Genomic DNA, 19,417 nt, shown 5'->3' with positions numbered 1-19,417 from the left:
CCATGGTGCACCCCAAGAGCCGAAAGCCGCACCGGAACCCCCGGGGACTCTTCCTCGGGGCGGTGCTGGGCGCCGTCGCGGGCTACTTCGCCGGCCGTGCCCTGGGCAACCCCGCCATGGGGATTGTCCTTGGCATGATTGCGGGATCCGCTTTGCTGTACCGCATCAACCCCGGGCCATGGAACCGGCACTGATCCTGCCGCTGGGCGCCTGTCCCGGGATAAAATGTGTCCGTGCCCAGCCGGCAGAATCAACCGCCGCTTCCGGCCACGTGGCAACGGTGCGATACCCGGATACTGCCACTGTGGTGGGACCGGCTGTGTGCCCAGAGCGGGGAGCAGTCCGCCGCCCTCTACGCCGCGGGCCTGTTCACCGAGGACCGGCGCCGGCCGATCGCCCAGTGGTACAACCCGGCCTTCATGGCAGCGCTGCTGGTAGCCCCGGAAACTTCGCCCGAGTGGCCCGTGCAGCGCTTCGGCATCTTCTATGCACCGCCGGAGACCGGCTTTGTGCGCGTGCACTCCGCGCCCCATGAATGGAACCCGCGCCAGCCGCGGAAATCGCCCACCGAAAAGGAGGCGTTCCTGGCAGCCATTGTGGAGGCAGAGCGGTTCCTCCAGGTGGAAATGGACTTCGTCTAGAAACAAAAATTCCCTGTCCCTCCACAGGAGGAACAGGGAACTTTTATGTTTGGCTCCTCCTGCTGGACTTGAACCAGCAACCCTTCGATTAACAGTCGAATGCTCTGCCAATTGAGCTAAGGAGGAATGAAGCAGGTATGACATTAGCAAAGGATCCGCACCAAAGTGAAATCGGCGGTTTGGCCGGGCCCGTGACGTTCACAAGGCATAAAAAATCCCCGTTCCGGAGGCCGGAACGGGGATTGTGCGCTCCTCCTGCTGGACTTGAACCAGCAACCCTTCGATTAACAGTCGAATGCTCTGCCAATTGAGCTAAGGAGGAATGAAGCGGGTATTAGCCTAGCAAAGGTGTGGCCGGTAAACGAAATCGGGGCCGGCGGGCGCAGTCCGGGGAGCGGGTCAGGCATCCGAGCGCAGGGCACGGCGTTCCATTTCCAGCATCATCAGTTCACGGTTGAGCCGCTGGTAGGTTTCCGGATCAGCCGCCGGGTCAAGCCGTTGCAGCTGGCCCATCTTGTCCGCCTTGACCCGGGTGATCTGGAGTTCGAAAAGCCGAGACAGGATGTCCCGGCAGTATTTCTGCACGGCCTCCTCCGTGCTGGCCGGCAACGGCACCACGGCCAGTTCGGACACCAGGGGCCGCAGCGGTTCGGGAACCTCGTTCATCACGTGTTCCACCCAGCGCACGGGATCGGCGGTCAGGCCCGGGTCCGTGGCGCGCATGGCGTCATGGACAGCCTGGAAGGCCGGGGTGGCGAACCGTGCAGCTGAGAAGCGCTCCCAGATTCCGCCGCCGAGCAGCGCGGGCTCCTGCAGGGCAACCTCCAGCGCCTGCCGCTCCATGGAGGCCACCGGATCACGGGGATCGGGGCGGTGGAAGGAAGGCACAGCGCCCGACGGCGGCCCGGCAGCCACGCCGGGCCCGCCCGGTTGGGCGCTCCCGGCCGGAGTCCGGGAACCGGGCGCGGCAGGCGCACCCTGGCTACCGCGCTTCACTTCGGCGGTCACCAGGCGCAGCACTTCGTTGGGGTCCGGCATTCCCAGCCAGCCCGTGAGCGCCTGGCAGTAGCCCGTCCGGGTGGACGCGTCACGGATGGCGGCAACCACCGGCACGCAGGCCTTCAGGCCCTGTACGCGGCCCTCCACGGTGTCCAGGTTGAACTGCTTCAGCGTAGTCCGGATGGCGAATTCAAACAGCGGGCGCCGGGACTGCACCAGCGCATGTACTGCTTCGTCGCCCTTGCTTTGCCGCAGGTCGCACGGATCCGCTCCCGTGGGTTCCACGGCCACATACGTCTGGGCAGTGAAGCGCTGGTCCTCTTCGAAGGCGCGCAGGGCCGCCTTCTGGCCGGCGGCGTCGCCGTCGAAGGTGAAGATGACCTCTCCCCCGGTGCCGTCGTCCGAGAGCAGCCGGCGGGCGATCTTGATGTGTTCGGTGCCGAACGCGGTGCCGCAGGTGGCCACCGCCGTCGGGATCCCTGCAAGATGGCAGGCCATCACGTCCGTGTAGCCCTCCACCACCACCAGCTGCCGGTCCTTGGCGATGCTGCGCTTGGCAAGATCGATCCCGTAGAGCACCTGGGATTTTTTATACAGGGTGGTCTCAGGGGTGTTCAGGTACTTGGGTCCCTGGTCGTCCTCGTAAAGCTTCCGGGCTCCGAAGCCGATGGTGTCCCCTGCGATGTCCCGGATGGGCCAGATGAGGCGCCCGCGGAAACGGTCGTAGATGCCCCGGTTTCCTTCCGAGAACATCCCCGTAAGCTTCAGCTCCGCGTCGGTGAAATTCCGTCCGCGAAGGTGCTTGAGCAAGGCATCCCAGCCCTGCGGGGCGTAACCGACGCCGAACTGCTCGGCAGCGGCACGGTCGAACCCGCGGCCGTGCAGGAAGGTCCGCCCCTCCGCGGCGCCCGGCGTCAGCAGTTGTGCCCGGAAAAACTCGTCGGCGATTTTGTGGGCGTCCAGCAGCCGTTGCCTGCGGCCCACTTCCTCGCGGCTGGGGCCGGTCCCGCCGTCCTCGTACCGGAGCTCATAGCCGATCCGGGACGCCAGTTTTTCCACGGCCTCCTGAAAGGAGCTGTGGTCCTGCTTCTGGACGAACGCAATGACGTCGCCGTCCTCGCCGCAGCCGAAGCAGTGGTAGCGGCCTACCTGGGGCCGGACGGTGAAGGACGGCGAGCGCTCGTCATGGAAAGGGCACAGGCCTTTGAAGCTCCCCAGCCCGGCGCCCTTGAGCGTGACGTAGCCGTCAACCACTTCCTTGATGTCCGTGCGCTGGCGTACTTCGTCGATATCTTCACGTTTGATCAGCCCAGCCACAGAGCAATCCTAGCCCCGGGGTACGACGGCGGCTGCCGCGTTATGGCGTTGCTCACCACAGCGACGGAAGGCTCCCCACCAGGCGTTCGTACATGGCCAGCGCCGAGCCGTCGGTGAGGGACGCCACCTGGTCGATCACCACGCGAAGGCGCGCACCGTCGTCGGGCGCGTCACGCCAGTCGGCTGCGAACATCGGCTCAAGGTGCCGGTCCCCCGTGGCGCTCAACGCCGTGACCAGGGCGTGGAGTACCTCGCGCTGGCGTTCATAGATGGGCTGGCGGTGATCGGTGGTCATCACGAAGGTGGTGGCCAGGCCCTTCATCACGGCGATCTCCATCACGGTCTCGTCCGGCACCATCAGCTGGGCGTTGTAGCGCGTGAGGTTCTCGGGGCCGTAGACGGCGCGCGTGGTTTCCAGGGCGCTCTGGCAAAACCTGCCGATCAGCTGGCTGGTCATGTTCTTCAGGGCGGCCATGGACTTGCGGCTGCCGTCAGCTTCCCGCACCCACACGTCAGTGGCTTCGAGCCGGGCCAGGGCGGCATCGATGGCGGCGGGATCGTTGTGCGGCAGGTACCACTGCTTGGCGTAGCCCACCACCCGGGCGCGGTGGTCAGGGTTGTCCATCCAACGCAGCTGGAAATGTCCGGCCACGATGGCGTCCTCGACGTCATGCACGGAGTAGGAGATGTCGTCGGCGAGATCCATCACCTGGGCTTCGAGGCAGGACCGGCGTTCCGGCGCGCCTTCCCGAATCCAGTTGAAGATGGGGAGATCGTCCTCATAGGCCCCGAACTTGCTGGTCCGCTGCCCGTGGATGACCGGGGCCTCCAGCGCCGACCACGGGTACTTCGCAGCCGCGTCAAGGCTGGCCCTGGTGAGGTTCAGGCCGGCGGGCTGGTTGTCCGCCGTCAACACCTTGGGCTCCAGGCGGGTCAGCAGCCGGAGGGTCTGGGCGTTCCCTTCGAAGCCGCCGATCGCGTGCGCCACCTCGTTCAGCGCCGATTCCCCGTTGTGGCCAAACGGCGGGTGGCCGAGGTCGTGGCTCAGGCAGGCGGTGTCCACCACGTCCGGGTCGCAGCCCAGCGCCCGGCCAAGTTCACGGCCCACCTGTGCCACCTCCAGGCTGTGGGTGAGGCGGGTCCGGACGAAGTCGTCGGTGTCCGGTGCCACCACCTGGGTTTTGGCCCCAAGCCTGCGGAGTGCGGAGGAATGCAGCACCCGGGCGCGGTCACGCTCAAAGTCCGAACGGTAGACGTTCTTGCTCGGCTCCTCCACCCAGCGGGCGGAATCGTGGCTGTCGTAGCCCGGCAGGACCGGTGCGGTGGTTCGTGTCTCAGCCACCTGAAACGTCCAGTTCCGCAGCGGAGATGTCCCGGGACTGGTCCGCATTCAGCGCCCGCGATTCCAGCCAGTCCTTGGGCAAAGCCGGTCTCTTGGGCGAGCCGGCGCGGCCGCGGGGACCTTCGGCGTCACCGCCCGGGTACGGCGATTCAAGGTCCAGCTCCGCGAGGGTATCCCGCAGCACCTGCAGGCTGGTCACCAGCGCCAGCCGGGTGCGCAGTTCCCCGCCCACCACGTAGCCCTTGAAGTACCAGGCGATGTGCTTGCGGATCTCACGGAGCGCCTTGCCCTCGTCGCCAAAGGTCTCCACCATGAGTTCGGCATGGCGGTACACCCCCTCGGCCACCTGGCGCAGGTTCGGCCGGAACCGGGTGTCGCTGCCTTCGAAGGCAGCCTGCAGGTCCCCGAACAGCCATGGCCGGCCCTGGCAGCCACGGCCCACCACCACACCGTCAACGCCGGTTTCGCGGACCATCCGGACCGCGTCCTCGGCGGACCAGATGTCGCCGTTGCCCAGCACCGGGATGTCCGGCAGCGCCTCTCGCAGGCGGGCTATAGCGGACCAGTCCGCCTGGCCGGAGTAGAACTGGGCGGCCGTCCTGCCGTGAAGCGCCACGGCGGCAACCCCGGAATCACGGGCGATCCGGCCGGCGTCGAGGTACGTGAGGTGGTCCTCGTCGATGCCCTTGCGCATCTTGATGGTGAGCGGGACGTTGCCCTTGGCTGCTTCCTTCACGGCGGTCTGCACGATCGACGTGAAGAGGTCAATCTTCCACGGCAGGGCCGAGCCGCCGCCGCGCCGGGTCACCTTGGGCACGGGGCAGCCGAAGTTCAAATCGATGTGGTCCGCCCGGTCCTCCTCAACAAGCATCTGCACGGCACGGCCCACCGTCACCGGGTCCACGCCGTACAACTGGACGGACCGGACCTTCTCGTCGTCGTCGTGGGAGATGATGCGCAGGGATTCAGGCGTACGCTCCACCAGCGCGCGGGAGGTAACCATTTCCGCCACGTACATGCCGCCGCCGTATTCGCGGCACAAACGGCGGAACGCCGAGTTGGTGATGCCGGCCATGGGGGCCAGGATCACCGGGGTGTCCACGGTTATGGGGCCAAGCTTCAGGGGCGGGAGTTCCAGCCTGGGGGCGGGAGGAGTTGCTGCAACAGTCACCTGTCCATTGTTGCAAAGCCGGGCAAATCGTGGCGCGGGCGGGTCTCGGGTGCCGCCGTCAGTCGCTTCCCACGCAGTCCGTCCCGGCAGCCACCGTCACTCCCGCTCCGCCGCCCGGCGCCCCCGCCGGGTCTGCAGGGCCGCGGCCGCCAGCGTACCCGTATCGCTGACATCATCGAGGTTGACGGCTGGCTGCGCTGTTGCTCGGGCACCTCCAGTTGCGGCCGGGCCTCCGGCGTCGTCCGTTTCCACCTGTTGGGTTCCGTGGGCACCGGACCCCGGAAGCTCCCCTGCCCGTAAGCCGGTCGCCTTCACCACCAGCACGGCGATCAGCGTGGTGACCGGGATCGCCAGGACCAGGCCGATGGAACCGACCAGGGTCCTGATGACCTCCTCCGAGAGCTCCGCGCTGGTGAGGGTGTCCGCGAGCGGGCGGTCGTAGAGCATCACAATGATAAGGATCGGCAGGGCGGCACCGGCGTAGGCGAAGGCAATGGTGTACACGGTGGAGGCGATGTGGTCACGCCCGATGCGCATCGCGGAGGTGAACAGTTTCCGTGCGCTGCTTCCGGGCGCCAGTTCGTACAGTTCCCACACGGCGGAGGACTGCGTAATGGTCACATCGTTCAGGACGCCGAGCCCCGAGATGATGAGCCCGCACAGGATCACGCCCGAGATGGAAATATTGGCCGAAGTGTTCACCAGGGTGGTTGCCTCGTGGTTGCCCACCCCGGCAAGGTTCGCCGCGCCGGTGGCCCAGGCAGCCAGGAGCGCCGTGATCCCGAGCCCGAACATGGTGCCCAGGAGCGCGGTGGACGTCCGGGCCGAGAAGCCGTGGGCGAAGTACAGGACCCCGATCATGATCACCGTTGATCCCACCAGGGCCAGCAGCAACGGCGGTTTGCCCTCCACCAGGCCGGGAAGCATAAAGCCGGCCAGCACAAAATAGGCGCCCACAAGTCCAACCAGTGCCCGGAGGCCCCGCCAGCGGGCAACCGCGATGACCACCGCGGCATAGAGCAGTGCGAGCAGGACTATCGGCAGGGTCCGGACGAAGTCCACAAAAATAAAGGCGGGCGAACCCTGGGAAGCTGACGCGCCCTGGGCATTGGAAAGGTTCAGGTAGCGGATCTGGTCACCTGGCTTGACCCCATGCGACTTGGCGACGTCCGGGTTGATGACCACCTTGACCGGGCTTCCACCCTTGTCCGGCTCAGTGAAGGCAAACGTGCAGTCGGATCCCTGCTGGCTCTGGCCCTGCTGGTTTTGGCTTTGGTCGGCCGAACTCTGGCCCCCTTGACCCTGCTGCGCCACGCCCTGCATGCAGTTCTCGGTGACCACGGTCTGGATGGTGCCGGTGTCGAAGGTAACCCCGGGAGCAGCGGAGTAGGGGTTCGCCAGGGAGATGCCTTCCTTGCTTCCGGAAGGCCAGAGCATTGCCATGCCGGCCAGGGTCAGGAGCGTCAGGGGAATCAGCACGGCCGCGAGGATGCGGTTTGCTTTCCGGCGGGCGGCCATCGCTTGCGGCGACGGCTCCGAATGACCTGTAGAAGCGTGGGAGTGGCCGGACCCCATCAGCAGTAGAACCTCATACATTGAACTCTACGTCCGGTTCCATAGGGTTGATAAATGGATCGTCACTACGGGGAGGAACCGGGTATGGCCAACCGCAGCACTGAGGAAAGCGGCAGCTTTGATGCCACGTCAACCGCCGCTGGAACCGTCCGCCAGGCTGTGCTCAGCGAGCTTCGGGCGTCCGGTCCCACCGCAGGGGTTGCCCTGGTGCTGCACGGAGGAAAGTCGCACAGCCATGAGCCGGTGGAGGCGACGCACCTAAGTCCCGCACGAATGGTCCCAATTGCCCGGCACCTGCACCGGGCCGGCAGGAAGAATGGACTGGCGGTATGGTCCCTGCGCAACAGCGTGCGCGGCTGGAACGGGGCCGACATGTCGCCGCTCCACGACGCGCGCTGGGCCCTTGAACAAATCAGCAGCCGGCACCCGGGCGTTCCGGTGTTCCTCGTGGGGCACTCAATGGGCGGGCTGACTGCGGTCTGCGCTGCGGACCACCCGCAGGTGCAGGCTGTTGTGGCCCTGGCGCCCTGGCTCAGCCCCGGGACGCCGGTCTCGGCGGTGGCCGGCCGGAAGGTGCTTATTGTCCACGGGACCATCGACAGGTGGACCAGCCCCTCGGCGTCGCTCGCGTTTGCCCGCCGTGCCGCCGCAGGCGCCGGGTCCATGCAGTACGTCGCCCTGAAAGGCGCCGGGCACTTTATGCTCCGCAAGATCCGGCTGTGGCACACGCTCTCCACCGGTTTTGTCCTGAAATCCTTCCGCGAATCGACCGGGGCGGACGTTGCCCTGCCCCGGGGATTTGACCAACTGCTGCCCGCATCGTCGGTCCAGGTGACCTTGTGACCCCTTTCCCGTGGGCGGACTTTGCCGCCGCCCTGCCCTGGGCTGCGCTCGCCGTCGTTGTGGTCCTGGCCGTCACTTTCGCCGTAGCCGTCCGCCAGGGGCGGCACTCGGTGATGGATGTGGCCTGGGGCCCGGGCTTCGTGGCTGTCGCGGTGGTGTCCTGGTTCCTTTCCAACGGAGCCGGCGACGACACCCGGCGGCTGCTGCTTCTTTTGTTGACCGCGGTGTGGGGCCTGCGCCTGGGAGCCCACATCGGTTTACGTGCCCGCGGGGGCCACGAGGACCCGCGTTACCAGGCCATGCTCGGCAGTGCCCCCGGCAACAGGGACGTTTATGCGCTCCGGCGGGTCTACCTGCCGCAGGGCCTGGTGATGTTTTTTGTCTCGCTGCCAGTCCAGGTGGGCATGTTCGCCACCGGCGGCGTCGGCTGGCTTGGGCTCCTGGGCGTCCTGTTCTGGCTGGTCGGGTTCCTTTTCGAGGCCGTGGGCGACTGGCAGCTGCAGCAGTTCAAGCGGGATCCGGCACGGCGCGGAACCGTCCTGGACACCGGTTTGTGGCGCTATACCCGGCACCCCAACTACTTCGGCGACGCCGTGGTGTGGACCGGGCTGTTCCTCATCGCCGCCGATTCGTGGCCGGGAGTCCTGACGGTGCTCTCGCCCGCGTTGATGGTGTGGACCCTGGCCGCAAAGACCGGAAAACCGCTGACGGAGAAGGCGATGTCCTGGCGCCCGGGCTACCGCGAGTACGTCGAAGCCACCAGCGGCTTCATCCCCCGGCCGCCCCGGCGAAACTGACTGCAAGCAGGTAGCGCCGAGTGTCAGTTTGACCGGTCAAATCGACGCTTGGCGCTACCTGGTTGGGCGCGGGCTGGCTCAGTCCGAGACGACCAGGGTTTCCGGACCCGAGAGGCGCGCCTTGCCGCGTTCGAGCAGGGGCTCGACGGCGGCGCGGAGCGCGGTCATGGAGTCGTCCAGTTCCAGCATCACCGGGTGCTGGTACGCAATCAGGGCGAGCATGTCGCGGACGGCACCGGCGGCGTCATCCGCGTCAAGGGAGGGCTCGTGGCCGACGAAAACGTCCGTCGCTTCCTGGCTGTCCTGGCCCTCGTCCTGTCCAGGGCCCGTTGCCGGCGCCGCGTAACTGACGGCAAACGCACGGATCCGGCCCTTTTTGCTCGGCGCCACCCCCGAACCAAAGGCCGACTCCGGCCGGGCCCGGAGCACGATCGCGCCGTGCGCACCGGTGAGGTCGTCCAGGAACAGCTTCTGCACCTGGCCCATGGACAGCACGCCCGGTGAATCCCACCCGTGGATGGCGGTGTAGTAGCGGCCCACCACGTCCGTCAGTTCCACGGAGCCGGTGGCCAGGTCCATCACAACGTCGGAGCCCGCGTTTTCGTCGTTCGTGGGTCCGCTGTCGCCGTCGTTGGCCGGGAACACGGGAAGCCTCAGGGCACCCGGTTCCACTACCACCAGCCGGGAACGCTGGATGGGCGAAAGGCCGAAGTGCTCCGCGAAGGCCGCGCCCGGCGTACCCGGTTCCACCTTGGCGCGGAGCCTGGAAACGCCCGACGGCGACTGCCCGGCTTCGCGGCGCAGCATGGTCAGGAGCGTGGCACCGATACCGGAGCGGCGGTGGTCCCGTGCTACCTCGATGTAGGTCCAGAGCCGCTCCGGGTGCAGGGAGGCCTCGTAGACAACGCCCGCCGCAACCGGAATGCCGACGCCGTCCACGACGTCCTCGGCCACGATGCAGCGCCGCCACGGGGAGACTGCGCCGTCCGAAGAAGGCGCCAGGGCGCCGCGGAACTGGTGGGCCTGGTGGGTTTCCGGCCCGCCCCAGATTTCCAGCAGGGCCAGGTCATCGCCCTCGCGCCATTCGCGGTATTCGACGGCCACGGCTACGCGCCGATCAGGCGTGCGGCCAGGTAGCCTTCCACCTTGTCCAGGGAGACGCGTTCCTGGCTCATGGTGTCCCGCTCGCGGATGGTGACGGCCTGGTCCTCGAGGGTGTCGAAGTCCACGGTGATGCAGAACGGGGTACCGATTTCGTCCTGGCGGCGGTAGCGGCGGCCGATGGCGCCGGCGTCGTCGAAGTCGATGTTCCAGTTCTTGCGCAGCTGGGTGCCGAGGTCCTTGGCCTTCGGGGACAGGTCCTCGTTGCGGCTCAGCGGCAGAACAGCGGCCTTGACCGGGGCCAGGCGCGGGTCCAGCTTCAGGACGGTGCGGACGTCCACGCCGCCCTTGGCATTGGGGGCCTCGTCCTCGGTGTAGGCGTCCACCAGGAACGCCATAAAGGAGCGGGTGAGGCCCGCGGCGGGCTCGATCACGTACGGGGTGTAGCGCTCGTTGGTGGCCTGGTTGAAGTAGCTCAGGTCCGTGCCGGAGGCCTTGGCGTGGGTGGAGAGGTCAAAGTCGGTGCGGTTGGCGATACCTTCGAGTTCGCCCCACTCAGAGCCCTGGAAGCCGAAGCGGTATTCGATGTCCGTGGTGCCCTTGGAGTAGTGGCTGAGCTTTTCCAGCGGGTGTTCGAAGAAGCGCAGGTTCTCCTCGCGGATGCCCAGGTCCGTGTACCAGGACATGCGCTCCTTCATCCAGTACTGGTGCCACTCTTCATCCGTGCCGGGCTCGACGAAGAACTCCATTTCCATCTGCTCGAACTCGCGGGTGCGGAAGATGAAGTTGCCGGGCGTGATCTCGTTGCGGAAGGACTTGCCGATCTGGCCGATGCCGAACGGCGGCTTCTTGCGGGAGGTGGTGAGCACGTTGTTGAAGTTCACAAAGATGCCCTGGGCGGTTTCCGGGCGCAGGTAGTGCATGCCTTCCTCGCTGGCCACGGGGCCGAGGAAGGTCTTGAGCAGGCCGGAGAATTCCTGGGGTTCGGTCCATTCGCCGCGGGTGCCGCAGTTGGCGCAGGCGATGTCCTTCAGGCCGTTCTCGGCGGGGCGGCCCTTCTTTTCCTCGTACTCTTCCTCGAGGTGGTCAGCACGGTAGCGCTTGTGGCAGGAAAGGCACTCCACCAGGGGATCGGAGAAGACGTCCACGTGGCCGGAGGCTTCCCATACCTGACGGGGCAGGATGACCGAGGAGTCCAGGCCCACCACGTCTTCGCGGCCGCGGACCATGGACTGCCACCACTGGCGCTTGATGTTTTCCTTCAGTTCGGCGCCGAGGGGCCCGTAGTCCCAGGCAGAACGCGAACCTCCGTAGATCTCACCGGCCTGGAACACAAAACCCCTCCGCTTGGAGAGGGAAATGACCTGGTCGAGAACGGATTTTGCTGCCATGGGGAAACTCCAATTTCTACAGGGCCGCTGGGTGCGGTCCGCGGTTTTTCAGGCCCCGGTAAGGCCGGCGGTGGGTGACCGCTGGCTGCCGCGGGGGCGGATGAAGGAAAGATGCAAAAAGCTGCGTGTCCTAGCCTACCGGTGCCCACTGCGGAGCGCGCCCCGCGGCCAGGGCAGGGTGGCCAGGATGATCGCCGCCAGTGTGAGGACGGTGCCGAGCACAGTGGCAGGGGCCACAATGGTTCCGGACGCGGGCAGGATCACGTCGAGCGCCAGCGAGCCGAGCAGCTGGCCGGCGATCATGCCCAGGCCGGTGACCAGGACGCCCAGGCTGCGGACCAGCAGCGCGCCCAGGCCGATGAACACGCACCCCATGGGACCGCCAACGTAGTACCACCACTCCCCCGGCAGCGGATTGCCGGGCCCGGCGGTGGCCATCTTGATGGCGTAAGCCGTCCACAGGACCACGGAACCGGCCACAAAATTGACCAGGGTGGCTGCGATCGGCGTCCCGTAATGGACTGTTGCCGTTCCGTTCATGGCCTGCTGGAAGCTCATCAGGAACCCGGCGGCGACGGGGAGCAGGAGGGGAACCAACAGGGCCGCCGCGCCGCCGTCGGACCCTCCCCCGGCGGTTCCGGTGAACCGGGGCGAAACAGCCCAGGCGACGGCGGCGATGGTCAGCACACAGCCAATGACCCGGATCGCGGTAACCTGCTTCCGGCCGGCCGGGCCGATGCCCAGCCTGTCCACGAGCAGCCCGCTGAGGGTCTGGCCGGTGACCGTGGCAACAGTGAAGAGGGCTACGCCCAAAATTCCCACCGTGAACGACTGGGCAAAAACGAAGAGCGCGCCGATGCCGCCGGCGAGGACATAGACGCGGGGGAAGGCCCGGCTCCGGACGGCTGGCAGGATCCGGGCCAGCCCGGCGCGGCCGCGCGGCAGGAGCAGCGAGATGAGAACCATCACCACCAGTCCTGTGCTGAAACTCACCACGGACGCGGCGATGCCGTCGTTCAACCGGGCACCCAGCGCACCGTTGATCCGGCCCTGCACGGGAATGGCGAGGCCTGCGCCTACCGCCAGGGGAAGGCCTGCGAGCAGCGGCAGGCGGGAGGTCGAGGTCACTGAATCCACCCTACGTCAGGCATTATTGCTTCATGAGCAACCCCGTTGAAGACATCCCCATCCGCGACAGCATGATCCGCCTCGGCCAGCTCCTCAAGCTCGCCAGCCTGGTGGAGGACGGCGTGGAGGCGGCGGAGCTGATCAAAAACGGACTCGTTAAGGTCAACGGCGAGATCGACGACCGCCGCGGCCGCCAGCTGCACAATGGGGACACTGTCACGGTCAACGGGCAGACTGTCCGGGTGGTGGCACCCCAGGCGGATTGACCTCCCGGGCCGGCGCCCGCCGTCGTCCGCTTACTTCTTGAGGACCTCGTGGGTGAGGAACTCGCCCACGTGACCGATTTCCTGCTGGTTGATCCCGTGCCACATGCCGGTGTAGAGCACCTTGGTGAGCTTGACGTGCTTGCGGACCCAGCCCATGGTGTAGTCGATCTTGTCCGGTGTGATCACGGGGTCCTGCTGGTCCCGGCCCCAGAACATGGGAATAGTGCCGTCCAGTTCCGAATCCTTGAAGCTGGGATCGTCGCCAGCGTCCACCACAAAACCTGAGAGTCCGACGACGGCCGCAAAGTCGGTGGGCCGCTGCCGCAGGAGCGTGGTGGCCATGGCCATACCCATGGAGAACCCGAGCAGCGTCACGGAGGGGTGCCCCACCCGGATGGCGTCGATCCAGTCGAGCACGTAGGACGAGGCTTCCTTGACCCGCTCCAGGGAGTAGTCGATGGAGGCCGTGAGAGGGAACCAGGTGAAGCCCGGTCCCATGGCGATGGGCGCCCGGACGGAGGCGACGGCGAAGTCCCCCGGCAGCAGGTCAGCCAGACTGAGCAGGTCCTGTTCGTTGGCGCCGTAGCCGTGCAGCAGCACCAGCAGCGGCTTGCCGTCGCGCTGATCCTCCGGGTGGGACCACAAAACAACAGGGGCAGGAAATACTTCGGCTTCAGTCATGGTTTCTATTCTTACAGTTACCCAAAGGTAACAACCTACGTTCGCGTAGCCAGCGAAGCGGAAGGCAGGATAGGACCGTGACTGACACGAGTGCCGTTCGAACCCCCGCTGCCCACGCCGGATCCCACCCCTGGACCCGCTACGTGGCAATGGGCGATTCCTTTACCGAGGGCATCGGCGACCCCGAGCCCACAAGCCCCGGCGGCTACCGCGGCTGGGCAGACCGGGTGGCGGAGGAACTGGGCCGCACGCAGCCCGACTTCGCCTATGCCAACCTTGCGGTCCGTGGCAGGCTGCTGCAGCAGATTGTGGACCGGCAGCTCGCCCCCTGCCTGGCGTTGAAGCCGGACCTGGTCACGCTCTCAGCCGGCGGCAACGACCTGCTGCGTCCGGGCGGCGACCCCGACGTGCTGGCGGAGAAGCTAGATTCCGTGGTGCAGATCCTGGCCATGGGCGGCGCCACCGTGGTCCTCTTCAACGGCCCGGACACAGGCTCGTCGGTGTTGGGCAGGATCCGCAGCAAAGTGGCCATCTATAACGAAAACCTGCGCACCGTGGCGGCCCGGCATGATGCTGTTATCGCCGACATGTGGTCCCTGCGCCAGCTCAGCGATCCGCAGATGTGGGACCAGGACCGGCTGCACTTCTCGCCGCTGGGCCACCACACCATCGCGGCCATGGTGCTGGACTCGCTGAATGTGGAGCACACGCTGGAGCCGCTGCAGCCCAAACCGGTGCCGGCGCGCACCTGGCGCGAGGCACGCTCCGGTGACTTGGTGTGGGCACGTGAGTACTTCGTGCCCTGGGTGCTGCGCCGGCTGCGCCACCAGTCCTCCGGGGACGGAATCACCGCCAAGCGTCCGACGCCGGGTCCCGTCTTCGGGCCGGGCGTTCCGTTGGGCTCCGGCGAGGGTCCGCTGGGGACCACCGAGGCTGCCCGGCGCTAGCGCCGGCTCCCACGGCGGACAGGTACATGCAGGCAGCAGGCCGGCCCAGGTGACGGGTATGGAACCTGACGCGGTGGTGCGGCTGCGGCTTCAGTCCCAGCTGCTGCGGGAACCCGGCGCCGCAACCCCGGAGGACGCCCTGCGAAACCTGCTCGCCGTGCAGGCACAGGAGTTTCCCTATGCCAGGTGGAGCCTGGCGCAGCGGGTATCAAACGGCGTTGCCCCTGCCGTAAAGGCCACGGACATCGAAACGGCGGTTGCCGATGGCCGGATCCTGCGCACGCATATCCTCCGGCCCACCTGGCACTTCGTCCACCGGGACGACCTCCGCTGGCTGCGCGCTCTCTCAGAGCCCCGGCTCGAACAGGCCAATGCCTTCACCTACCGCAGCACAGGCATCGACGCGGTTGCCGCCGCCCGGAGCGCGGACCTGCTGGCAGGGGCTGTCGCGGGCGGAAACCACCTGACCCGGGAACAACTGGCGGAACGGTTGCGGGACGCCGGGTTCGCGGCGAAGGGCCTGGAGCTCGCCTACCTGGTCATGCACGCCGAGATCAGCGGCATCCTGGTGAGCGGCACGCCGGTGCGGAGCCGGGGCGGAGCGCTGAAACAGACGTACGCGCTTTTTGACGAGCGGGTTCCCGCCGGGCCGGAGGCGGCGTTCACCCGGCCCGAAGCGTTGGCCGAGCTCACCCGCCGCTACTTCACAGGCCGTGGCCCCGCGACGGTTAAGGACTGCGCCGACTGGTCGGGGATGACCATAACGGACGTCCGGAAGGGCGTGCAGCTCACCCTGGAGGCACGTCCCGGGGCCCTCGCCGAAACGGTGATTGACGGCGTCGTGTTCTACTACGCCGCCGGGAATCCAGATGCCGCGGCCGGGCTCGCTCCCGCTTCTGGCGACGGACCACGGATAGACCTGATCCAGTGCTACGACGAGTACGTGATGGGCTATTCAGCCACGCGGCATTACATGGGCGGCGGCGCTCCCGCTTTTCCCTTTGAAGGTTTGCCGATGCACGTGGTCCTGATGGACGGGCGGATGGCGGGTTCCTGGCGGCACACGCTGCTTCCCGGCCGCTGCGGGCTGGATATCCGGTTGACCCATGCCGCCGAAGCTCCTGGATCCCCGGTGTCCGCGGCTGTCCAGGACGCCGTTGACCGGTACGGCGCATTCATCGGGCTGCCGGCCGTCCGGGTGCAGTCCGGGGCTAAGCTGGAAGCACACACATGAGAGGCACGGCACCGTGAGCAACTTGTTTTTCTGGATCATCATTCTGTCATTCCTGATCCCGATGGCCATGCGGATGTACCGGAAGTCCGTCGCCCGCCGGAACCACGAGCAGAGCTTTTCCGGCCGCTACCCGGAGCAGTTCCCGGGCGGCGGCAGCTACCCGGGATCGGCCGGCCCGCAGAATAAACAGCCGCGGGACGGCTTCACCCAGCAGGACTACTTCAGCGGCGGATTCCGGGAACTGGACCGGCCCCAGCCCCTGCCGCCCATCCAGCCTGTCCCGCCGGTTCCGCCGATGGACCAGCAGGTTCCGCCGTACGGGCAGCCGACGTACGGGCAGCAGCCGGGCCAGCGCGAAGAAGCTCCGCAGCAGCCCGCGGCCCCCGCCACTCCCCCGCCGCCGTCGGCCCCGCAGGGCTACCGTGCACGCAAGCTCGCCGAACTGGATGAGAAGTACAGCAACGGCGAACTGTCCGTGGAGGAGTACATGACCCGCCGCGGCGAGATCATGAACGGCTAGCGGATCTGTACGGCCCGCCGGCGTCAGTCCACCTGCGGAAAGCCCAGGTCGATGACTGACGTCGCCGGATCGGGCCACCGCGTGGTGACCACTTTGCCCCGGGTGTAGAACCGGATGCTGTCCGGCCCGTACATGTGGGTGTCGCCGAACAGGGAATTCTTCCAGCCGCCGAAGGAGAAGGTGCCCACCGGCACCGGGATGGGCACGTTGACGCCCACCATGCCCGCCTCGACGTCGAACTCGAACTGCCGCGCGGCTCCGCCGTCGCGAGTGAAGATGGCAACCCCGTTGCCGAACTCGTTCTCGTTCACCAGGCGGACGGCATCGCTGTAGGTATCCACGCGCACCACTGACAGGACGGGGCCGAAGATTTCGTCGTCGTACACCTTCATGCCCGGCTTGACGTGGTCCACCAGGCTGACTCCGATGAAGAACCCGCTTGAATCGAACTGCTGCGAGCGGCCGTCAACAACCAGCGTCGCGCCTTCGTTTTCGGCCCCTGCCACATAGGACGCCACCTTGTTCCGGTGTTCGGCGGTGATGAGCGGGCCCATCTGAGATGCCGGTTCCGTGCCCGGGCCGATGGTCAGGGTTGCCATGCGGTTCTGGATTGCCGCCACCAGGTCATCGGCGATGTTGCCGACGGCCACCAGCACGCTGACCGCCATGCAGCGCTCGCCCGCAGAACCGTAGGCAGCCGACACGGCGGCGTCGGCGGCCATGTCCAGGTCCGCGTCAGGCAGGACCACCATGTGGTTCTTGGCCCCGCCCAGTGCCTGGACCCGCTTTCCGTGGTCCGCCGCGCGCTTGTAGATGGACTGCGCTGTGGGCGTGGAACCTACGAAGCTGACGGCCTTGACGTCCTGATGTTCGAGCAGGACGTCAACGGCTTCCTTGTCGCCCTGGACAACGTTCAGCACACCGGCCGGCAGCCCGGCCTCCGCGAAGACTTCAGCGATGAACACCGCCGGGGACGGGTCCTTTTCACTGGGCTTCAGGAGCACGGTGTTGCCGCACGCCAGGGCACTGCCGATCATCCACAGCGGCACCATGGCCGGAAAATTGAACGGGGTGATGCAGGCCACCACGCCTACAGGCTGCCGGACGGAGTGGACGTCCACGCCGCTGGAGACCTGTTCGGAGCGCTCCCCCTTGAGCATGTGGGACAACCCCGTGGCGAATTCGATGTTTTCGAGGCCGCGGGAGATCTCCCCTTCGGCGTCTGAAAGTACTTTGCCGTGCTCGCTGGTAAGGATGGCGGCCAGTTCGGACTTGCGCTGGGTGAGGATTTCGCGGACGCGGAAGAAGATGTTGCTGCGTTTGGCCAGGCTCGTTGCCCGCCAGGCCGGCAGCGCGGCCTTCGCCGCGGCAATGGCTTCCTCCACCCGGACCGCCGAAGCCAGCGCCACCTGCTTTTCCTGCTCTCCGGTGGCGGGGTTGTAGACGGGACCGAAGCGGTCAGCATCCGTGACACGGCGGCCGTTGATGAAGTGGGGAATGGTTTGCATGGCAGTCTCTCTTCTACTTGGCTGAATCCAGCGAGCCGTCAACGAGCTTGATGATCATGGAGCAGTCCTTGCCGGACTCGCCCGCATCGATGAGGCGCTGGTAGAGCTGCTGGACGTGCTTGCCAATTTCCAGCGGCAGGCCGGTGTCTTCGGCGGCGCTGATGGCCAGGCCAATGTCCTTGTTCGCCAGCTCGGCAGTGAACGTTGGCGCGAAGTCATTGTTGGAGGCGGCGGTGGGGACCACGCCGGGAACGGGGTACCAGGTGCGCAGCGCCCAGCTGTCCCCGGAGGAGACGGAGGCAATGTCCCAGAACACCTTTTTGTCGAGGCCGAGCCGGTCCGCCAGCACTGCACCTTCAGCGGTGGAGGCCAGGTTGATCAGGAGCATCAAGTTGTTGCAGATTTTGGCTGCCTGGCCGGTGGTGGCTCCACCGGTTGGGATGATGTTGGCGGCCATGGGCGAGATGTAGCCAGTGGCGTCGGCCACGGCGGCCGCTTCACCGCCAACCATAAAGGTGAGCGTCCCGGCCGCGGCGCCGCTCATCCCGCCCGAGACCGGGGCATCCACGAACCGGAAGCCGGCGGCAGCGGCGGCGTCGTGCAGTTCCCTCGCGGCGGCGATATCGATCGTGGAGGAATCGACCAGGAGGGTGCGTGTATCGGCGTGGGCAAGCACGCCGTCCGCGCCGAGGTAGACAGCCTTGGCGTGCTCGCCTTTGGGCAACATGGTGAAAACGACGTCGGCGCCCGAGACGGCCTCGGCGATGCTCCCCACCGGCTTCACTCCTCCGGCCTCCGCTGCGGCGAGAGCGGCAGGATTGAGATCGAATCCCCGGACGTCGTGGCCCGCCTTTGCGAGATTCCCCGACATGGAACCGCCCATATTCCCCAAACCGATCCAACCGACTACTGCCATGGCCCAAGCTCCTTTGCTGTGGCTCCGGCCGAGGGCGGCCGAAACGTCTGTGTCCACCATCACACCCTGCTACAGTGCAATCAAGGGGAAAAATTACAGACGCTATGTGCACTGATGCACACTGAGGAAAGGCATCGGATGGCGCGGCTTCCGAGTCCGGACGACTTGCTGATTTTGCTGACGGTGGCCCGGCTGGGGCGTTTCAATGCCGTCGCCGAAACGCTGGGGACCACTCACACCACCATTTCGCGCCGGATCCTCGCCCTCGACAAGCAATTGGGCGGCCGCACCCTGGAGCGCAGCCCGCACGGCTGGGAGTTGACGGAACTGGGGGCCTCGGCCGTCGCGGCAGCGGAAACTATCGAGGAAACGCTCGGATCCCTCGCCGCAGTTACCGGCCAGGACCGCGACGCCCTCTCCGGCATGGTGCGCATCAGCACCTCAGACGGTTTCGGCGCCGAATTCGTGGCGCCGGCACTGGTCCGCCTCCAGCAGCGGCACCCGATGCTGAACGTGGAGATGCTCAGCGCCACGCGCAAGGTCAGCCAGAACCGCTCCGGTGTCGATCTGGAGGTGGTGGTGGGCCGCACTGACGTGAGCAACGCCCAGACCATCTTCCTGACCAACTACTTCCTCCGGCTCTACGCCAGCCCCGCCTATGCTGCCCGGCGGGGCTTGCCGGAAACGCCCGACGGCGTGGGGCAGCACGGCTTCGTCTCCTACGTCGAGTCGGCACTCCAGGTTGCCGAATTGGGCCACCGGTCCTCGCAACTGCCGATGCCGAAGTCCAGCTTCCAGGCCACGAGCATCCATGCCCAGATCGAGGCGGTGCGCCGCGGTGCCGGCATTGGGCTGCTGCCAAACTTTATGGTGGCGGGGAATCCGGAGTTTGTGCCGGTGCTCCCCGAGGCCTTCCAGCGTCAGTTGCCCATCTGGGCGGTGGCACGGCCGGAGTCGCTGCGGTCCGCCCGGGTGCAGGCAGTGATCGCTGCGCTGCAGGAGGAGGTGGCGGAACGCCGCGACCTGCTGGCAGCCTAGGC

Annotated in this window: 19 protein-coding genes and 2 tRNA genes; 9 read left to right on the top strand and 12 right to left on the bottom strand. The window is 66.7% G+C overall.

Features of this window, described 5'->3' with window-relative positions:
- Nucleotides 1-2 precede the first annotated feature (2 nt).
- Nucleotides 3-194, top strand: a complete 192-nt coding sequence (locus ACFVYC_RS16085; RefSeq protein ID WP_387552055.1) for a hypothetical protein — start codon at nt 3-5, stop codon at nt 192-194.
- Nucleotides 195-233: 39 nt separating this feature from the next.
- Nucleotides 234-641, top strand: a complete 408-nt coding sequence (locus ACFVYC_RS16080) for a hypothetical protein (RefSeq protein WP_387552052.1) — start codon at nt 234-236, stop codon at nt 639-641.
- 50 nt (nt 642-691) lie between these two features.
- On the opposite strand, the gene ACFVYC_RS16075 is transcribed toward ACFVYC_RS16080, so the two are convergent.
- The 6 genes from ACFVYC_RS16075 to ACFVYC_RS16050 form a co-directional block, all read right to left on the bottom strand.
- A tRNA-Asn gene (locus tag ACFVYC_RS16075) sits at nt 692-767 on the bottom strand.
- Between the two features lie 123 nt (nt 768-890).
- Nucleotides 891-963: transfer RNA gene (locus tag ACFVYC_RS16070), tRNA-Asn, on the bottom strand.
- Between the two features lie 77 nt (nt 964-1,040).
- The gene (gene dnaG / locus ACFVYC_RS16065; RefSeq protein WP_387552050.1) at nt 1,041-2,957 is read right to left on the bottom strand and encodes a DNA primase; all 1,917 of its coding nucleotides are present in this window, start codon (nt 2,955-2,957) and stop codon (nt 1,041-1,043) included.
- Nucleotides 2,958-3,009: 52 nt separating this feature from the next.
- Nucleotides 3,010-4,299: a deoxyguanosinetriphosphate triphosphohydrolase gene (locus ACFVYC_RS16060; RefSeq protein ID WP_387552048.1), complete on the bottom strand. Its 1,290-nt coding sequence runs from the start codon at nt 4,297-4,299 to the stop codon at nt 3,010-3,012.
- Nucleotides 4,292-5,470: a tRNA dihydrouridine synthase DusB gene (gene dusB, locus ACFVYC_RS16055; protein WP_387552046.1), complete on the bottom strand. Its 1,179-nt coding sequence runs from the start codon at nt 5,468-5,470 to the stop codon at nt 4,292-4,294. Before dusB ends, ACFVYC_RS16060 begins: the two co-directional genes overlap by 8 nt.
- Before the next feature lie 96 nt (nt 5,471-5,566).
- The gene (locus ACFVYC_RS16050; protein ID WP_387552221.1) at nt 5,567-6,988 is read right to left on the bottom strand and encodes a YibE/F family protein; all 1,422 of its coding nucleotides are present in this window, start codon (nt 6,986-6,988) and stop codon (nt 5,567-5,569) included.
- 141 nt (nt 6,989-7,129) lie between these two features.
- Here ACFVYC_RS16050 and ACFVYC_RS16045 point away from each other — a divergent pair, with 141 nt between their 5' ends.
- Nucleotides 7,130-7,888 (top strand): alpha/beta hydrolase, encoded by a 759-nt coding sequence (locus tag ACFVYC_RS16045; protein WP_387552218.1) that lies wholly within the window; start codon nt 7,130-7,132, stop codon nt 7,886-7,888.
- On the top strand, nt 7,885-8,685 hold the full coding sequence (locus tag ACFVYC_RS16040) for a DUF1295 domain-containing protein (RefSeq protein WP_387552043.1): 801 nt from the start codon (nt 7,885-7,887) through the stop codon (nt 8,683-8,685). The genes ACFVYC_RS16045 and ACFVYC_RS16040 overlap by 4 nt, the downstream gene beginning before the upstream one ends.
- 78 nt (nt 8,686-8,763) lie before the next feature.
- Here ACFVYC_RS16040 and ACFVYC_RS16035 read toward each other — a convergent pair whose 3' ends face one another.
- The 3 genes from ACFVYC_RS16035 to ACFVYC_RS16025 all read right to left on the bottom strand — a co-directional run bounded on the left by ACFVYC_RS16035 (nt 8,764) and on the right by ACFVYC_RS16025 (nt 12,305).
- Nucleotides 8,764-9,789 carry a GNAT family N-acetyltransferase gene (locus ACFVYC_RS16035; protein ID WP_387552040.1) on the bottom strand — a complete coding sequence of 342 codons (1,026 nt, stop codon included), beginning with the start codon at nt 9,787-9,789 and terminating at the stop codon, nt 8,764-8,766.
- Nucleotides 9,790-9,791: 2 nt separating this feature from the next.
- Nucleotides 9,792-11,177 carry a glycine--tRNA ligase gene (locus ACFVYC_RS16030; protein ID WP_387552037.1) on the bottom strand — a complete coding sequence of 462 codons (1,386 nt, stop codon included), beginning with the start codon at nt 11,175-11,177 and terminating at the stop codon, nt 9,792-9,794.
- Between the two features lie 135 nt (nt 11,178-11,312).
- Nucleotides 11,313-12,305, bottom strand: a complete 993-nt coding sequence (locus ACFVYC_RS16025) for a DMT family transporter (protein WP_387552034.1) — start codon at nt 12,303-12,305, stop codon at nt 11,313-11,315.
- Nucleotides 12,306-12,337: 32 nt separating this feature from the next.
- Between ACFVYC_RS16025 and ACFVYC_RS16020 the strand changes: the two genes are divergently transcribed.
- Nucleotides 12,338-12,571 (top strand): RNA-binding S4 domain-containing protein, encoded by a 234-nt coding sequence (locus ACFVYC_RS16020; protein ID WP_387552032.1) that lies wholly within the window; start codon nt 12,338-12,340, stop codon nt 12,569-12,571.
- 30 nt (nt 12,572-12,601) lie between these two features.
- On the opposite strand, the gene ACFVYC_RS16015 is transcribed toward ACFVYC_RS16020, so the two are convergent.
- Entirely contained in the window at nt 12,602-13,252 is a 651-nt protein-coding gene (locus ACFVYC_RS16015) for an alpha/beta hydrolase (RefSeq protein WP_387552029.1), read from the bottom strand.
- Between the two features lie 149 nt (nt 13,253-13,401).
- Between ACFVYC_RS16015 and ACFVYC_RS16010 the strand changes: the two genes are divergently transcribed.
- From ACFVYC_RS16010 to ACFVYC_RS16000, 3 genes are read left to right on the top strand one after another with little or no spacing between them, the layout of a single operon-like run.
- Nucleotides 13,402-14,199 (top strand): SGNH/GDSL hydrolase family protein, encoded by a 798-nt coding sequence (locus ACFVYC_RS16010; RefSeq protein WP_387552215.1) that lies wholly within the window; start codon nt 13,402-13,404, stop codon nt 14,197-14,199.
- Nucleotides 14,200-14,257: 58 nt separating this feature from the next.
- On the top strand, nt 14,258-15,433 hold the full coding sequence (locus ACFVYC_RS16005) for a winged helix DNA-binding domain-containing protein (protein ID WP_387552026.1): 1,176 nt from the start codon (nt 14,258-14,260) through the stop codon (nt 15,431-15,433).
- A gap of 13 nt (nt 15,434-15,446) precedes the next feature.
- Nucleotides 15,447-15,953 (top strand): hypothetical protein, encoded by a 507-nt coding sequence (locus tag ACFVYC_RS16000; RefSeq protein WP_387552024.1) that lies wholly within the window; start codon nt 15,447-15,449, stop codon nt 15,951-15,953.
- Between the two features lie 23 nt (nt 15,954-15,976).
- Here the strand turns inward: ACFVYC_RS16000 and ACFVYC_RS15995 are convergent, their stop codons facing one another.
- Together ACFVYC_RS15995 and mmsB are read right to left on the bottom strand one after the other, a co-directional pair.
- Complete coding sequence (locus ACFVYC_RS15995) at nt 15,977-17,461, bottom strand: CoA-acylating methylmalonate-semialdehyde dehydrogenase (protein WP_387552022.1); 1,485 nt, start codon at nt 17,459-17,461, stop codon at nt 15,977-15,979.
- A gap of 13 nt (nt 17,462-17,474) precedes the next feature.
- Entirely contained in the window at nt 17,475-18,377 is a 903-nt protein-coding gene (mmsB, locus tag ACFVYC_RS15990) for a 3-hydroxyisobutyrate dehydrogenase (RefSeq protein ID WP_387552019.1), read from the bottom strand.
- Nucleotides 18,378-18,515: 138 nt separating this feature from the next.
- On the opposite strand from mmsB, the gene ACFVYC_RS15985 reads away from it, so the two are divergent.
- Entirely contained in the window at nt 18,516-19,415 is a 900-nt protein-coding gene (locus tag ACFVYC_RS15985) for a LysR family transcriptional regulator (RefSeq protein ID WP_387552016.1), read from the top strand.
- Nucleotides 19,416-19,417: the final 2 nt, after the last annotated feature.

This window comes from Pseudarthrobacter sp. NPDC058329 (genome assembly GCF_042879835.1).
Taxonomy (GTDB): Bacteria; Actinomycetota; Actinomycetes; order Actinomycetales; family Micrococcaceae; genus Arthrobacter.
Note: the sequence above shows the minus strand (reverse complement) of the source record. Positions and strands in the feature narration are given on the sequence as shown.

Coding starts and splice junctions, on each gene's coding strand:
- ACFVYC_RS16085 (WP_387552055.1), top strand. CDS start 3: ATGGTGCACCCCAAGAGCCGAAAGCCGCACCGGAACCCCCGGGGACTC.
- ACFVYC_RS16050 (WP_387552221.1), bottom strand. CDS start 6,988: ATGGCCGCCCGCCGGAAAGCAAACCGCATCCTCGCGGCCGTGCTGATT.
- ACFVYC_RS16045 (WP_387552218.1), top strand. CDS start 7,130: ATGGCCAACCGCAGCACTGAGGAAAGCGGCAGCTTTGATGCCACGTCA.
- ACFVYC_RS16030 (WP_387552037.1), bottom strand. CDS start 11,177: ATGGCAGCAAAATCCGTTCTCGACCAGGTCATTTCCCTCTCCAAGCGG.
- ACFVYC_RS16020 (WP_387552032.1), top strand. CDS start 12,338: ATGAGCAACCCCGTTGAAGACATCCCCATCCGCGACAGCATGATCCGC.
- ACFVYC_RS16015 (WP_387552029.1), bottom strand. CDS start 13,252: ATGACTGAAGCCGAAGTATTTCCTGCCCCTGTTGTTTTGTGGTCCCAC.
- ACFVYC_RS16010 (WP_387552215.1), top strand. CDS start 13,402: ATGGGCGATTCCTTTACCGAGGGCATCGGCGACCCCGAGCCCACAAGC.
- ACFVYC_RS16005 (WP_387552026.1), top strand. CDS start 14,258: ATGGAACCTGACGCGGTGGTGCGGCTGCGGCTTCAGTCCCAGCTGCTG.
- ACFVYC_RS15995 (WP_387552022.1), bottom strand. CDS start 17,461: ATGCAAACCATTCCCCACTTCATCAACGGCCGCCGTGTCACGGATGCT.
- mmsB (WP_387552019.1), bottom strand. CDS start 18,377: ATGGCAGTAGTCGGTTGGATCGGTTTGGGGAATATGGGCGGTTCCATG.
- ACFVYC_RS15985 (WP_387552016.1), top strand. CDS start 18,516: ATGGCGCGGCTTCCGAGTCCGGACGACTTGCTGATTTTGCTGACGGTG.